Source organism: Thalassobius sp. Cn5-15, from assembly GCF_022347685.1.
In the GTDB taxonomy this organism is placed as follows: domain Bacteria; phylum Pseudomonadota; class Alphaproteobacteria; order Rhodobacterales; family Rhodobacteraceae; genus Thalassobius.
The window spans coordinates 143,167-156,092 of the sequence record NZ_JAKRGF010000005.1 but is presented as its reverse complement, the minus strand read 5'-3'; the positions used below and the strand labels follow the sequence as shown (position 1 = coordinate 156,092).

The window sequence follows — 12,926 nt, the reverse complement described above, 5'->3', positions numbered from 1 at the left end:
AGCCCACCATGACACATTGATCTCGGCTCCGTGCAGAACACGCCGGCGCAACTTGCCTACAAGGAGAGATCAAATCAAGTCGGGGAACGGGCCTGATCTATAAAGATAGTCATACAGTCTAAGCAGGTAGGCGTGCAGGTCTGCATCAGAATCGAAACTGACATCTGTTTGGTTCTCGTCGTCTACGGCGGTCACGTTTCTTTCCGCGAGAACATGCTCAAAATTCACTCGAAAACGATTGGCCCATAAACGTTGCCTCCGGCATAAATGAACATGTCATCTAACCATGCCTTCGTTCTTGGATCGATCATCATTTTACTCCTCGCAGCCTGGGGAAAATGACGACGAAACACTCTAATCACAAATGGCCCGATTTCCAGATTTCAGAGCAGGTGATCAGGCCAAGCAAGCAAAGGCTGAAATTAGACGCCAGTACAAAGAGCTGGATAAGCAGCAGGATGCGCTTGTCGAACGCATGGTCGAGACCTTGAATCCAAAGGTCATGGCTGCGCTCGAAAGCAAGATCGCGAAGCTGGGAGAGGACAGGTTTTTGCTGACAGACAAGCTATCCCAAAACACCAAACCGAAGAGTACACTCGGCGAAATTATCGAACTATTGAGAGAATTCCTCTCAAATCCTTGGAATATATACGAAAAGGGATCACTAGAAGTGCGCAAAACCATCCTAAAAACAGCTTTCAAAGCACCATTGGCATACGACCGCCAAAACGGTTATCAAATTCCACATACGCCTGTAGTTTTTGAGTTTTTAGCGGATTTCACATCAAAATGTGAAATGGTGCGGTCGAGAAGACTCGAACTTCCACTCCGGTTAAGGAACAGCGACCTCAACGCTGCGCGTCTACCAATTCCGCCACGACCGCACGTGCTCAGATGAGTGAGGGGTGTGTAGAACAGGCTTACAGGGATGTGAAGAGGCAAAAACGGCTTTCTCAAAATTTTCTTATCCATGCAAGAGAAAGAGAAAGCCCACCGAATACGGGCGGGCCTTCTTGGCTTTCATACCGTCGGGATTTCCGCCCGATGAGGGCGCAGGTTCTTATTCACCAAGGTTAAAATTGGGCAATGCACCGGTGTCTGTTGCGGGCATTGCTGCAACCTCACTCAGACCTTTCGCAGCCGCTTTGATCAGCGCGATCCGCTCGGGCTGCGCCGGGGCAAATACTGGTGCCGCGCCGCCTTCCAGCGCAGTGACGGCCAGCGCATACCAGTCGCGGGCATGATCAGTATTGGCGGCGGTGCCAAAGCCCTGCGACAGGTGGTGGCCCACCAGTTCCGCATAAGGCAACTGACCGACGCCCACCATCAACAGCGCTGAACCAAGTGCCACTGGCATGTTGTCACGTCGATAACCAGAATAGAGGCAGATCTGCGCAGTACTGGACAGTTGTTCAATCGACATACTGGCTGACAGAACAAACTTCTGCACATCGCTGATCACCTCTGTTGCGGGCTTCACGCCGAGGGCTGCGATATAAGGCGCGGCCGCCGGACCAAACGCATCACACTGACCATCAATCTGCGCGGCGGTGGCGCCTTGCACCTTAGCAACCAGCGCCTCGCCGTTACCGATGGCATAGCTGCGCGTCAGGCAGAACTGTTCGCCCAGCGCCAGATCAGGATCACGCAGAGTCGCAAGCGTCATGAAACCGCCGTTGGAATTGGTCATCAGCCCCACTTTGCTGCAGTGGCTAGCCAGTGACACCTCCGCTGGCGCATCCGCAGCAAAAGCAAACGGCTGAATGCCCACGGTGGGCGCTGTGGCCGCTGCCATCTGCGTTACAGGCTGCTGTGGTGTAGGCTGCACGGATTGCGGAACAACGCCCCCCGCCGTTGTCGTGACAGGGGCCGCCGTGAGGGCGGCCTGGGGATCGACCACCTGACACGCCGACTGCTGACATTGAAAATTGGCTGGGGTCAGGCCACCACGGGCCAGAAAGTCCGAGCGCTGATATCCCTGTGCACTGGAGGCGAAGACCATAACAGTACAATTCGCCGCCCCACACCAGAAGCTGCTACCCGAAACCGACGTGTCCAGAATATAGTCGTTGCGCCCATCGCCATTCAGGTCAGACAGTTGCATGAAACCAGAACGCTGCATCAACTGTTCCGCGCTGGGATCAGAACTGGCGGCAATTTCATCGATCGCTTGGCTCACTTCAATCGGCAACCCACCATATCCGGTGCCAAGGCTGGCCATCGAGCGGGTCGTGCCCATCGCCTCATCGCGCCAAGTCTGCAACAAGGCGCGCACGCCCGTCGGGCCCTGCATCGCCTTAATCACCTGTGGGCCACCAATCTGGGCCCGACTGTACGAGGACACAAGGAAATCCCGCTCGTATTGGGTCAATTGACCGGTGCTTGGGTAGCCCATGAATACCTGATACTGCGCCACTGCCGACCGCGAACGTTTGCCCATCACGCCATCGGGCGTGCCTGCGGGGAACCCGAAATAATTGAGTGCGCTCTGGGTCTCTCGATTTTGCTGGCGGGCAACACTATTGCTGGAGCTTTTTCGAGGGCTGTAGATCTTGCGTTTATTTTTGTTGGCTTCGTTGACCAGCGCGCCACCGATTATCCCCCCAATGAGTGCAGCGCCGACATTGTCCGCCAACACGGGCGCGGCACCTGACGTCATAAGAAAACTGGCCATCACTGCTGTCTTAATCGACTTGGAAAACATCTGCTTTCCTCCATATAAAGATAGAGTAATGGAATCATTTTAGCGCACTTTCATCCTGGCGCGAAACAAAACCAACGCACACACGTAAAGCGGTGTGAAATCAGCAGGTTCCCTCATGGTCGAATGGATCGTCAGCAAAGACCTCGTCCCCTATCAGGAGGCCGTCGATTTCATGGAGGCACGCGCCAACGCCATCGCAGCCGGTGAGGCCGAGGAATGCGTGTGGCTATTGGAGCATGCACCTCTTTATACCGCTGGCACCTCAGCCAAGGCCCCGGACCTAACCGATCCCGACCGGTTCCCCGTGCATGTGACGCGGCGCGGCGGCGAATACACCTACCACGGTCCCGGCCAGCGCGTGGTTTATGTGATGCTGAACGTCGGCAAACGCGGCCGCGATGTGCACAAGTTCGTCAAACAGCTGGAACAATGGGTCATCGACACACTGGCCGAGTTTAACCTGACCGGCGAAATCCGCGATGGCCGCGTTGGCGTCTGGATCCAGCGCCCGGAGAAGCCAAAAACCATCACCGGCGGCATTGCCGAGGACAAGGTGGCTGCAATCGGAATCCGTCTGCGCAAATGGGTTAGTTTTCACGGCATCTCCATCAATGTGGAACCGGACCTGGACCACTTTAGCGGCATTGTGCCCTGCGGCATCACCGAATACGGCGTGACCAGCCTCGTCGATCTGGGTCTGCCCGTCACGATGGAAGACGTGGATGTGGCCCTGCGCCGCCAGTTCGATCAGGTCTTTGGCGAGCTGCCCGCCTAATTGAATTGCAGCGGCCCTCGCGCTTTATCGCCAAAGCGCCGAAGCCAGATCGCGCGCGCGCCCAGCGCCAAGAACGCCAGTGCGATCACATATATCCCCGCCTGCCCCGCCTCGCCTAACAGGGCGCGGTTGGTCGTGCGACCGGGGAGGAAGTTCAAGATCCCCGCAATCACCAGCCCATACCAATACAGGCTACGCATCGACCTCTGATGCGCGATGACCCGGCCTGATCTGGCATAGTGAAACGACAGCCACAACGTCGTCAGCGTCGAAATGGACAAAAGGTGGATCGGACTAAAGGGACCGATCCAGCCAAAGCCCCCGATTCCAAACGACGACAGCGCCGTCAGGGCCATCATCACAAACCACAGGTATCCCACCCGCCGATGCCAGCGCCCCGCCGCTGCGTGCCCTTTGCGCCCATAAAGGGCCACAGGCCCCGCTAGCAGGGCCATCAAGGCAGCAAACGCATGGATTTGAATGATCAGCGGCGCGGTGAGAAACGGGGCAAGGGACATGGCGGACCTTCTGAAAACACGGGTAATTGTTGTCCCCAACAACCGCCGCGCCATCTATCTGAATTGGACATGCGGGGCGAGGCTGGGCATGTTAACAAAATCGATAAAACAGGCACGGGGCCCCTGCTATCGCGCCTACGCAAAGGATGAGGAAACATTCGTGACTGACCCGTACGCGCATTCCGCGCTTCGTGAATGGCGGACCCATATGTCCCGCGCAGAAACGCTGATCGTGCTGAGCGCTGTTGCCGCGGTGCTAGGGCTCGCGGGGCCCTTTGGCACCGCCGAACGGCTGAACCTGGTAGAGCGTCTGGCCTATTGGGGCGGAATGTGCGGGCTGGGCTATGCTTGGGGCAGTCTGGCGTCCGCTCTAGTGCAGCTGCGTTTTGCCGGGCGCGGGCAACTGGCACGGGTTCTGATCAGCACACTCTGCACCACGCTTGGGATCACCGCGTTGGTTCTAGGCCTCAATGCGCTGGTCTTTCACTGGCTGCCAGATCGCGCGGCCTTGGCGCAACTGGTGCCGGTGTTGTTTGCAATCTGCCTGATTGTAACCGGTTCTGTCACCTACCTCAGCCAAAAACACACGCTCACGCCAGCCGTTCAACCTGCAGCCCCCCAAGACACCCCCATATCCCAGCTGCCGCAAATCCCGTTGCTGGACCGCCTGCCACTGGACAAACGCGCGCCCCTCGTCGCGCTTTGCGTTGAGGACCACTATGTGCGCGTCAAAACCCTGAAGGGCGAAGAAATGCTGTTGATGCGCCTTTCCGACGCCATCCGCGAGGTTGGCGAAACCTCTGGCGCGCAGGTGCACAGGTCCTATTGGGCCGCCTTTGATCAGGTGAACGCGGCGCGCAAGGAAGGGGACCGCGCCATCCTCACCATGACCACTGGGGAAGAGATTCCCGTCAGCCGCGCCAACCTGCCTAAGGTCCGGGACGCGGGCCTACTGCCCCGCTAGAGCAATGCAAAACGCGCAAACGCCCTACAGACAACGCCGATACGCACCGGGCGTCAGCCCCATCTGCGCCTTGAAGCTGCGACTCAGGTGGCTTTGACTGGAAAAGCCTGTGGCGCTGGCGACCTCGGCCAATTCGTCACCGTGCGCAATCATGCCTTTCGCCGCCTCGATCCTCAGGCGCAAAAGCCAGTCGCTCGGACTGATCCCCATTGTGGCGCGGAAACTGCGTTGTAGATGAAACGCCGACAGATCGCAAAGCCGCGCCAGATCCTCCAGCGTGACCTTACGCGACAGATCCGCACGCACATGATCACGGATCTGCCGCATCCGATAAGGTGACAGACCGCCCGCCAATTGCCGCCGCTGCTGGGTCACCCCGATGCCCGCAGCGAATATAGCGTGGATCAGTTCGCTCACCGCCTCTTCGGCCTGCACCGGATTGCCGCTGGTGGTGGCCTGTTGGATGGTCAGGAAATGGCCCGCCAGCCACGGCGCGTCGAAATAGGTTTCATCGCTCAGCTCCATCAGTCGGCTATCGCAATCAAACGTCTCGGCAAAGGCGCGGCGCAATTCGACATCGGTGAGGTAGAGGTGGACGAAGGAGAAAGGATCAGTGATCTCCCACTCCGAATCCATGCCATGAGGCAGGATACAGACCGCCCCAGCCCAGCCATTGATCGGCGCGCCATCGACGCGGCGCGTGCCACGTCCCCCTTGAGCGTAGAAGCTGAAACAATGCCCTTCTGGGGCCACATAGCTGATCCGGTCATGGCAATTGCGCCAAAGCGAGGCCTGCCGCTGAAAGCCAAGGTCAATATACCCCTCCTGCCGCGCCTGAGGCGAGGCCGCCAGAAATCCGGCAACAGAAGGTGGGATATCAGGCATCAGTGAAGACTTCTCGTTATCAGGTTGTTCCGTTCTAAGCCCGCAATGGCCGCGATGAAATGATCAAATCACGCCGTCCGCGCGATTACCGCAAGATTGTGCAATACAGCAGACCACAGCAGACGCTACCCCGCCTCCGTAATCGGAGGCCGAAGAATGACGATGTTTCTCTTTATCACCACTGTCCTGATCTGGGGCACCACATGGATCGCCATCGCGCTACAGTTGGGCGATGTGCCGGTGTTGGTATCGGTGTTTTACCGCTTTGCCCTTGCGGGGGTGGTGTTTGTGCTGACGCTAGCGCTGATGCGGCGGCTGGAATGGCCTGCGTGGCGCCAACAGCGCTGGATCTGGGCGCAGGCGATGTGCCTGTTCAGCGTCAACTTCATCTGTTTTTACATCGCGGCGGGGTATTTGCCGTCTGGCGTTGTCTCTCTCATCTTCTCTCTGGCGACGGTGTTTAACGCGTTGAACGCACGGCTGTTCTTTGGCGACCGGATCAACGGGCAGACGTTGATGGCGGCGGGGCTTGGTTTGGGCGGGTTGGCGCTGATCTTTGCTGGTGACATTGCGGATGCGCGGGTTGGGACGGATGCGTGGATCGGGATGGTGTTTGCCGGCGTCGGGACCGTGTGTTTTTCGCTGGGCAACATGGTGTCGCGACGCAACTCGGCGCATGGGATCAGTCCGGTGACCGCCAATGCCTGGGGGATGTGTTATGGCGCATTAATCCTGCTGGCGCTTATCGGCCTCAGCGGCACAACCATTACCCTGCCGAACGATCCGGTCTATCTGGGCGCTTTGGCGTATCTATCGGTGATCGGGTCCGTCATCGGGTTCACAACCTACCTCATCATGGTCGCCCGCATCGGATCGGCCAAAGCTGCCTACGCCACAGTAATGTTCCCGATTGTGGCGCTAGCAATCTCCACAGCGGTCGAAGGGTACAGCTGGGGCCTGATGAACACCGCCGGTCTGGCGCTGGCGCTATGCGGCAACCTTGTGATGTTTGCGCCTGCCAAAATGATGCGCCGCTTCACGCCTCGGGCGCGCCACGCAATCTGACCCAGAGCGCGCCCTAACCGCAAAACGCCCCGATGCTACCATCGGGGCGTCTGCTCTGTGAAAAGGATCTGAGCGTTACGCGCTGATCATCAGGTCAAGGTTCTGCACCGCCGCGCCGGATGCGCCTTTGCCGAGGTTATCCAGAACCGCAACCAGCACCACGCGCCCGTCTTCCGCATCCCCGCGCACATGCACGGTTAGATCGTTGGTGTCGTTGTTTGCGGTCGGATCAATCCGGCTGTCCTGATCGGCAAGATCCGCAACCTTCACATGCGTCGCCCCCGCATAGGCCGCAGCCAATGCCGCATGCAGATCACCCATACTGACATCTCCCGGCAGGTCCGCCAGATGCAGCGGGATCGACACTGCCATGCCTTGGGCGAAGTTGCCAACCGAGGGCACGAAAATCGGCTTGGCCGTCAAACCAGTGAAGGTCATGATCTCTGGCAAATGTTTATGCGCCATGCCGGTTGCATAGAGAAAGGCGTCAGGTGCGCTGCCTTCTTCATATTCAGAAATCAGCCCCTTGCCGCCGCCAGTGTAACCGGAAATCGCGTTGATGCTAACAGAGGCATCTGCCGGCAGCAGGCCTGCCTTGACCAGCGGAGCCAATAGAATGATAGCACCGGTCGCATAGCAGCCGCAGTTGGCCACATAGCGCGCCGATTGGATCTGCGCCTCTTGATCCGCGGACAGTTCCGGCAGGCCATAGGCCCAGTCAGAGTTCACCCGATGCGCAGTAGAAGCGTCGATGATGCGCACGTCCAGATCTTTGGACAGTTCAACCGCCTCAATCGCCGCCTGATCGGGCAGGCACAGGATGGCCACATCCGCAGCAGCAAAGGCCGCTTTACGCGCCTCAGCATCCTTGCGCAGAGCCGGGTCGATCTGCACCAATTCGATGTCATCGCGACGGATCAGGCGGTCGCGGATCTGTAGCCCCGTCGTGCCTGCTTCGCCGTCGATGAAAACCTTGGTGGTCATGGATCTAACCCTTTCGTTGATCGTGTCTTAATCGTGTGTGTTGTTCAGTTACCAGCCGCGCAATCGGCGCAGCCGCGCCTGCCTTACAGGAAATCACGCAAAAACAGAAGAGGCCATTGCACTCTGGCGCCACCCTGCCCGCACAGAGGTTTCTATAAAGTCAACGCAGCGCACGCGATTAACAAAACCAGCCGTCATTGTCGGATCGCAGGCATATATTCGCCTGCGACAATGCGTTGCGCACACAAAGTCGCGATGACGGTTGTTATTCTTTCACCACCATTATTTAGTGGCGTCGACGCGAACCCAAGCAAACACGAGGCACGCAAACATGAAGAAACTGCTGATCGCAACCGCAGCACTGGCCGCACTGGCCGCCCCCGCTTTCGCAGAAGGCGATGCGGACAAAGGCAAGAAAGCCTTTAACAAGTGCAAATCCTGCCACATCCTGAAATCTGACGAAGGCGAAGTGATCGTCAAAGGCGGTAAAACCGGTCCCAACCTCTATGGCATCATCGGCAAGCAGGCCGGCAGCGTCGAAGGTTTCAAATACGGAAAATCCATCGTTGCCGCTGGTGAAGCAGGTCTGATTTGGGACGAAGCAAGCCTGACGGAATATGTCAAAGACCCAAAAGCCTACCTGAAAGAGGCCACTGGTGACGCCAAAGCGAAATCCAAAATGACCTTCAAACTGAAGAAAGGCGGCGAAGACGTCGCAGCCTATCTGGCATCTGTTGCGCCGGCGCCTGCCGCGACCGAAGACGCCGCCGCTGAAGAAGCACCTGCAACCGAATAAGCAGGCCGCTCGCCCAGCGCATGCCACAAGGCACCCGTATCACATTCAACAGGCGTCCCGTTGGACGCCTGTTTCCGTTTCCACCCCCCTTCTCTTACGCACTCTGCGGCGGCCGTCGTTGGGCACAAAATCCGCCACAACAAGAGGGTGCGACAATTTAATTTGATCTAAATCAAATTCACCAATTGCCCGATCCGTAACGTCAAACTAAAACGAGTATCAATCACAGGCGCAGGGAGGCTGCCCTCCTGCGTTTTTTACCCGCTAATGAGGAGGTAAGAATGGCAGACGCAGCCATTGACGGCCACGCACATGAGGACGAGCGCAGCTTTTTCACGCGCTGGTTCATGTCCACCAACCACAAAGATATCGGCATCCTGTACCTGATCACTTCGGCCATTGTTGGTCTGATTTCGGTCTGTTTCACCGTTTACATGCGACTGGAACTGATGGAGCCGGGCGTTCAATACATGTGCCTCGAAGGCTTCATGGCTGAACCCTGCACCCCCAACGGCCACCTGTGGAACGTCTTGATCACCTATCACGGTGTACTGATGATGTTCTTTGTTGTGATTCCTGCCCTCTTCGGCGGTTTTGGCAACTATTTCATGCCTTTGCAGATCGGCGCGCCGGATATGGCCTTCCCGCGTATGAACAACCTGTCTTACTGGATGTACTTCGCTGGTACCGCTCTGGGTGTGGCGTCGATGCTCAGCCCCGGCGGCAACGGCCAGCTGGGTTCCGGTGTTGGCTGGGTTCTTTACCCGCCGCTGTCGACCAATGAGGGCGGCATGTCGATGGATCTGGCGATCTTCGCGGTGCACGTTTCCGGTGCGTCCTCGATCCTGGGCGCGATCAACATGATCACCACCTTCCTGAACATGCGTGCCCCCGGCATGACCTTGTTCAAGGTTCCGCTGTTTGCTTGGTCGATCTTTGTCACCTCGTGGCTGATTCTTCTGTCCCTGCCAGTTCTGGCCGGCGCAATCACCATGCTGCTGACCGACCGTAACTTCGGCACCACCTTCTTTGACCCCGCTGGCGGCGGCGACCCGATCCTGTACCAGCACATTCTGTGGTTCTTCGGTCACCCCGAAGTGTACATCGTGATCCTGCCCGGCTTTGGTCTGGTATCGCACGTGTTCGCAACCTTCGCCCGCAAACCCGTCTTCGGCTACCTGCCGATGGTCTGGGCGCTGATCGCCATTGGTGGTCTGGGCTTCGTGGTTTGGGCGCACCACATGTACACCGTTGGCATGTCCCTGACCCAGCAGTCCTACTTCATGCTGGCCACCATGGTCATCGCGGTTCCAACTGGTGTTAAGATCTTCTCGTGGATCGCGACCATGTGGGGCGGTTCGCTGGAGTTCAAAGCGCCTATGCTGTTCGGACTGGGCTTCCTTGTGCTGTTCACCATCGGTGGTGTCACCGGCATCGTGCTGTCGCAGGCTGGCGTAGACCGCGCCTATCACGACACCTACTATGTTGTGGCGCACTTCCACTACACCATGTCGATGGGTGCTGCCTTCACCATCTTTGCCGGTATCTACTTCTACTTCGGCAAAATGACAGGCCGTCACTACAATGAATTTGCCGCCAAGATTCACTTCTGGCTGTTCTTCATCGGTGTGAACGTGACCTTCTTCCCACAGCACTTCCTGGGTCGTCAGGGCATGCCGCGTCGTTACATCGACTACCCAGAGGCATTCGCCTACTTCAACAAGATCAGCTCCATGGGTGCCTTGATCTCGTTTGCATCGTTCATCCTGTTCTTCGGCATCGTGGTTCACGCCCTGCTGCGTGGCCGCAAGGTTGAAGAGAACAACTACTGGAACGAATACGCAGACACGCTGGAGTGGACCCTGCCCTGCCCGCCGCCGGAGCACACCTTTGAGACGCTCCCAAAACAAGAAGACTGGGACAAGGCGCCCGCGCACTAAGCGCTGCCTGCCCCTGAATTGTGAAGGCCCCGGAGTACTGCTCCGGGGCCTTTTCTTTGCCTCTTTCCCTATGCTCATAGCGCCCTAGAACTGATCCATGCCCCATCAATGGTCCCCCACCCCCGCCACACCAGACAGCGATCAGCCCGTGCTAACACTTTGGCCTTACCGGTCGCTGCCGCGACGCGGATTTGCATTGATAATCCTGATGGCTTTCGGGCTCAGTATGATCCCGCTTATCGGTGTATTGGGCACACTGGCACTTTGGGGGGTACTGCCATTTGTCTTACTGATGGTGGCAGGCCTGTGGTGGGGGCTGGAACACTCCTACAAATCCGGCGAGATTCTGGAGGAACTGCGTCTGGAGGGCGAAGACCTGTGCCTGACCCACAGCCCCGTCAAAGGCGCCGCACAGGAATGGCGCTGCAATGGTTACTGGGCGCGGGTGGAAATGCATGTTTCCGGCGGCAGGGTGCCGTTTTATGTGACACTTTCGGGCAACGGGCGACAGGTCGAAATCGGCAGCTTCCTCTCCGAGGATGAGCGCAAGGCGTTGTTTGGAGAACTGAAGGACTACCTGACGTCTCTTCAACAGCCTCAACCCACCTGAGGGGCATCGGCATTTTCTCCGCGACATCGCGCGCTGTTTAGACGATCCTGCCCGCGCTAGTTGAGGGAGAGATTTGGACAATGGCGCCACCGACACCACCTGCATTTTCACGCCTGAAACCGATGCTGTTTATGCTGGTGGCATTGACCTGTCTGGCCCTTGGCCTTGCCGGTCTGAACGGTCGTTCTGCGACGAACCCGTTGATCACCTCGGCAGAACACCGTGTACAAGAGGTCGCAACAGCGACGGTGGCCGTCTACATCTCGTTACGCGCGATCAACGCGGCCCTGTCTACCGCGCAAGAGATCGAGGTCGGCGCCTCTGCGGTTGGCCAAGCCAGTCTGCAACCGCTTAAGGTGCTGGAACCTGTCGATGACACCGTAGAACGGGTCGCGAATGTGCTATTCTTTGTGGCAGCTGCGGCAGCGCTGGCAACGGTGGGTCTGGGACCGGTCACCTCACTAGGGTTGATCCTGCTGGGGCTTGGCCTGATGCTACGCTTGTTCCCTGCGTTACCGGATCAGCTGCGCGTCCTTGGGAACACGGCAGTGCGCTTTGGTCTGATAATCGGCGTAGCGCTGCCATTGGTCTTTAGCTTTGGCAGCACACTCGGCACTTGGGCCACAGAAGCACAGCTCACCACGGCGCAGGGCGAGATCGACCGCGTGGCCCAGCAGGCCAACCTGTTGCTTGGCAACGACACTGACAGGCTCTCGCCTACTGTGGCCGCAGATGACGAGGATGACGGCTGGTTCTCCGCCATCAGCAGCACCTGGAATAATGCTGCCGACGGGGTGCGCGAGGTGTTTCAGCGCAGCCGTCAATATCTAGACGCCGCCAGCGTGTTCATCAGCGCGGCGGACACAATTCTCAACGCCTCTCTCACGGTGATCGGGGTGTTTGCACTGCGGATGGTCGTCTTGCCGCTGCTTTTGCTGTGGGCTGCATGGGCACTCTTGCGCAGCGGCGGGCGACAGGGCGGCTAATGCCGTCAGCAGATACATCCCCAGACACAGAAAAGGGGCCGCGTGGCCCCTCCCTGTTGGCGATGATCAGACGATCAGGCGCTTAGACGTTGTTTGATCATCGGGCCAACCGCGCCGAAGTCCATCTGGCCGGTGTACTGGCCTTTCAGCACGCCCATCACTTTTCCCATATCCCGAATCGAGCTACCGCCCACTTCGGCAATCGCTGCTTCCACCGCATTGGCGACCTCATCCTCGTTCAACTGGCGTGGCAGGAAGTCTTCGATCACGGTGATCTCAACCTGCTCCCGCTCTGCCAGATCGAACCGGCTGGCCTCTTCGTACTGGCGGGCACTTTCCTGACGCTGCTTGACCATTTTGCCAAGGATTGCCAGCACATCCGCATCGCTGACGCCTTCGTCGCGGCCTTCGCCACGGGCGGCGATATCGCGATCCTTGATCGCAGCATTGATCAGACGCAGGGTCGATACACGGGTGGTGTTTTTATCTTTCATAGCCTGTTTCATTTCGGCCATGACGCGGTCACGCAATTCCATTTGGTCCCATCCCCAAGGGTTTCCGATAGCCGCCGACCCTAGCCCGAAGTCCCCCCAGTGACAACCACCGCCTTGCGTCAGCCATCGCCGGATGGCACGCTTTAGCGAAGTCGCACGCAAAACCTGCGCTGCTTGGGCCAAACAGCCTTGACCCCCGCCCCGT

At 58.2% G+C, this 12,926-nt stretch carries 12 protein-coding genes and 1 tRNA gene; 7 read left to right on the top strand and 6 right to left on the bottom strand.

All coding sequences use genetic code 11. The annotated features are described in order from the left end of the window. Nucleotides 1-797: 797 nt before the first annotated feature. Both MHM86_RS12520 and MHM86_RS12515 read right to left on the bottom strand, forming a co-directional pair. Nucleotides 798-884: transfer RNA gene (locus tag MHM86_RS12520), tRNA-Leu, on the bottom strand. 176 nt (nucleotides 885-1,060) lie between these two features. Then, nucleotides 1,061-2,704: a peptidoglycan-binding domain-containing protein gene (locus MHM86_RS12515; RefSeq protein WP_239200083.1), complete on the bottom strand. Its 1,644-nt coding sequence runs from the start codon at nucleotides 2,702-2,704 to the stop codon at nucleotides 1,061-1,063. A gap of 115 nt (nucleotides 2,705-2,819) precedes the next feature. Here MHM86_RS12515 and lipB point away from each other — a divergent pair, with 115 nt between their 5' ends. Then, nucleotides 2,820-3,479 carry a lipoyl(octanoyl) transferase LipB gene (gene lipB / locus MHM86_RS12510; RefSeq protein WP_239200081.1) on the top strand — a complete coding sequence of 220 codons (660 nt, stop codon included), beginning with the start codon at nucleotides 2,820-2,822 and terminating at the stop codon, nucleotides 3,477-3,479. Here lipB and MHM86_RS12505 read toward each other — a convergent pair. After that, nucleotides 3,476-3,997 (bottom strand): DUF2306 domain-containing protein, encoded by a 522-nt coding sequence (locus tag MHM86_RS12505; RefSeq protein ID WP_239200078.1) that lies wholly within the window; start codon nucleotides 3,995-3,997, stop codon nucleotides 3,476-3,478. The two genes, lipB and MHM86_RS12505, sit on opposite strands and share 4 nt — an antisense overlap. A 160-nt stretch (nucleotides 3,998-4,157) precedes the next feature. On the opposite strand from MHM86_RS12505, the gene MHM86_RS12500 reads away from it, so the two are divergent. Then, a complete protein-coding gene (locus tag MHM86_RS12500) occupies nucleotides 4,158-4,961 on the top strand; it encodes a LytTR family DNA-binding domain-containing protein (protein WP_239200075.1) in 804 nt (267 codons plus the stop codon). A gap of 24 nt (nucleotides 4,962-4,985) precedes the next feature. Here the strand turns inward: MHM86_RS12500 and MHM86_RS12495 are convergent, their stop codons facing one another. Beyond that, nucleotides 4,986-5,846 (bottom strand): helix-turn-helix domain-containing protein, encoded by an 861-nt coding sequence (locus MHM86_RS12495; RefSeq protein ID WP_239200072.1) that lies wholly within the window; start codon nucleotides 5,844-5,846, stop codon nucleotides 4,986-4,988. A gap of 156 nt (nucleotides 5,847-6,002) precedes the next feature. On the opposite strand from MHM86_RS12495, the gene MHM86_RS12490 reads away from it, so the two are divergent. Beyond that, nucleotides 6,003-6,911 (top strand): DMT family transporter, encoded by a 909-nt coding sequence (locus MHM86_RS12490; protein ID WP_239200069.1) that lies wholly within the window; start codon nucleotides 6,003-6,005, stop codon nucleotides 6,909-6,911. A gap of 75 nt (nucleotides 6,912-6,986) precedes the next feature. On the opposite strand, the gene argC is transcribed toward MHM86_RS12490, so the two are convergent. Continuing rightward, complete coding sequence (gene argC / locus MHM86_RS12485; RefSeq protein WP_239200066.1) at nucleotides 6,987-7,895, bottom strand: N-acetyl-gamma-glutamyl-phosphate reductase; 909 nt, start codon at nucleotides 7,893-7,895, stop codon at nucleotides 6,987-6,989. Nucleotides 7,896-8,226: 331 nt separating this feature from the next. Between argC and MHM86_RS12480 the strand changes: the two genes are divergently transcribed. The 4 genes from MHM86_RS12480 to MHM86_RS12465 all read left to right on the top strand — a co-directional run bounded on the left by MHM86_RS12480 (nucleotide 8,227) and on the right by MHM86_RS12465 (nucleotide 12,227). Then, nucleotides 8,227-8,691: a cytochrome c family protein gene (locus MHM86_RS12480; RefSeq protein WP_239200063.1), complete on the top strand. Its 465-nt coding sequence runs from the start codon at nucleotides 8,227-8,229 to the stop codon at nucleotides 8,689-8,691. Nucleotides 8,692-8,972: 281 nt separating this feature from the next. Beyond that, nucleotides 8,973-10,631, top strand: a complete 1,659-nt coding sequence (locus tag MHM86_RS12475) for a cytochrome c oxidase subunit 1 (protein ID WP_239200061.1) — start codon at nucleotides 8,973-8,975, stop codon at nucleotides 10,629-10,631. Nucleotides 10,632-10,728: 97 nt separating this feature from the next. After that, entirely contained in the window at nucleotides 10,729-11,241 is a 513-nt protein-coding gene (locus tag MHM86_RS12470) for a DUF2244 domain-containing protein (RefSeq protein ID WP_239200059.1), read from the top strand. An 80-nt stretch (nucleotides 11,242-11,321) separates the two neighbouring features. Next, on the top strand, nucleotides 11,322-12,227 hold the full coding sequence (locus tag MHM86_RS12465; protein WP_239200057.1) for a hypothetical protein: 906 nt from the start codon (nucleotides 11,322-11,324) through the stop codon (nucleotides 12,225-12,227). 74 nt (nucleotides 12,228-12,301) lie between these two features. On the opposite strand, the gene MHM86_RS12460 is transcribed toward MHM86_RS12465, so the two are convergent. Then, the gene (locus MHM86_RS12460; RefSeq protein WP_239200055.1) at nucleotides 12,302-12,763 is read right to left on the bottom strand and encodes a GatB/YqeY domain-containing protein; all 462 of its coding nucleotides are present in this window, start codon (nucleotides 12,761-12,763) and stop codon (nucleotides 12,302-12,304) included. Between the last annotated feature and the right edge of the window lie 163 nt (nucleotides 12,764-12,926).

Coding starts and splice junctions, on each gene's coding strand:
- MHM86_RS12465 (WP_239200057.1), top strand. CDS start 11,322: ATGGCGCCACCGACACCACCTGCATTTTCACGCCTGAAACCGATGCTG.
- lipB (WP_239200081.1), top strand. CDS start 2,820: ATGGTCGAATGGATCGTCAGCAAAGACCTCGTCCCCTATCAGGAGGCC.
- argC (WP_239200066.1), bottom strand. CDS start 7,895: ATGACCACCAAGGTTTTCATCGACGGCGAAGCAGGCACGACGGGGCTA.
- MHM86_RS12470 (WP_239200059.1), top strand. CDS start 10,729: ATGCCCCATCAATGGTCCCCCACCCCCGCCACACCAGACAGCGATCAG.
- MHM86_RS12505 (WP_239200078.1), bottom strand. CDS start 3,997: ATGTCCCTTGCCCCGTTTCTCACCGCGCCGCTGATCATTCAAATCCAT.
- MHM86_RS12490 (WP_239200069.1), top strand. CDS start 6,003: ATGACGATGTTTCTCTTTATCACCACTGTCCTGATCTGGGGCACCACA.
- MHM86_RS12480 (WP_239200063.1), top strand. CDS start 8,227: ATGAAGAAACTGCTGATCGCAACCGCAGCACTGGCCGCACTGGCCGCC.
- MHM86_RS12475 (WP_239200061.1), top strand. CDS start 8,973: ATGGCAGACGCAGCCATTGACGGCCACGCACATGAGGACGAGCGCAGC.
- MHM86_RS12460 (WP_239200055.1), bottom strand. CDS start 12,763: ATGGAATTGCGTGACCGCGTCATGGCCGAAATGAAACAGGCTATGAAA.
- MHM86_RS12495 (WP_239200072.1), bottom strand. CDS start 5,846: ATGCCTGATATCCCACCTTCTGTTGCCGGATTTCTGGCGGCCTCGCCT.
- MHM86_RS12515 (WP_239200083.1), bottom strand. CDS start 2,704: ATGTTTTCCAAGTCGATTAAGACAGCAGTGATGGCCAGTTTTCTTATG.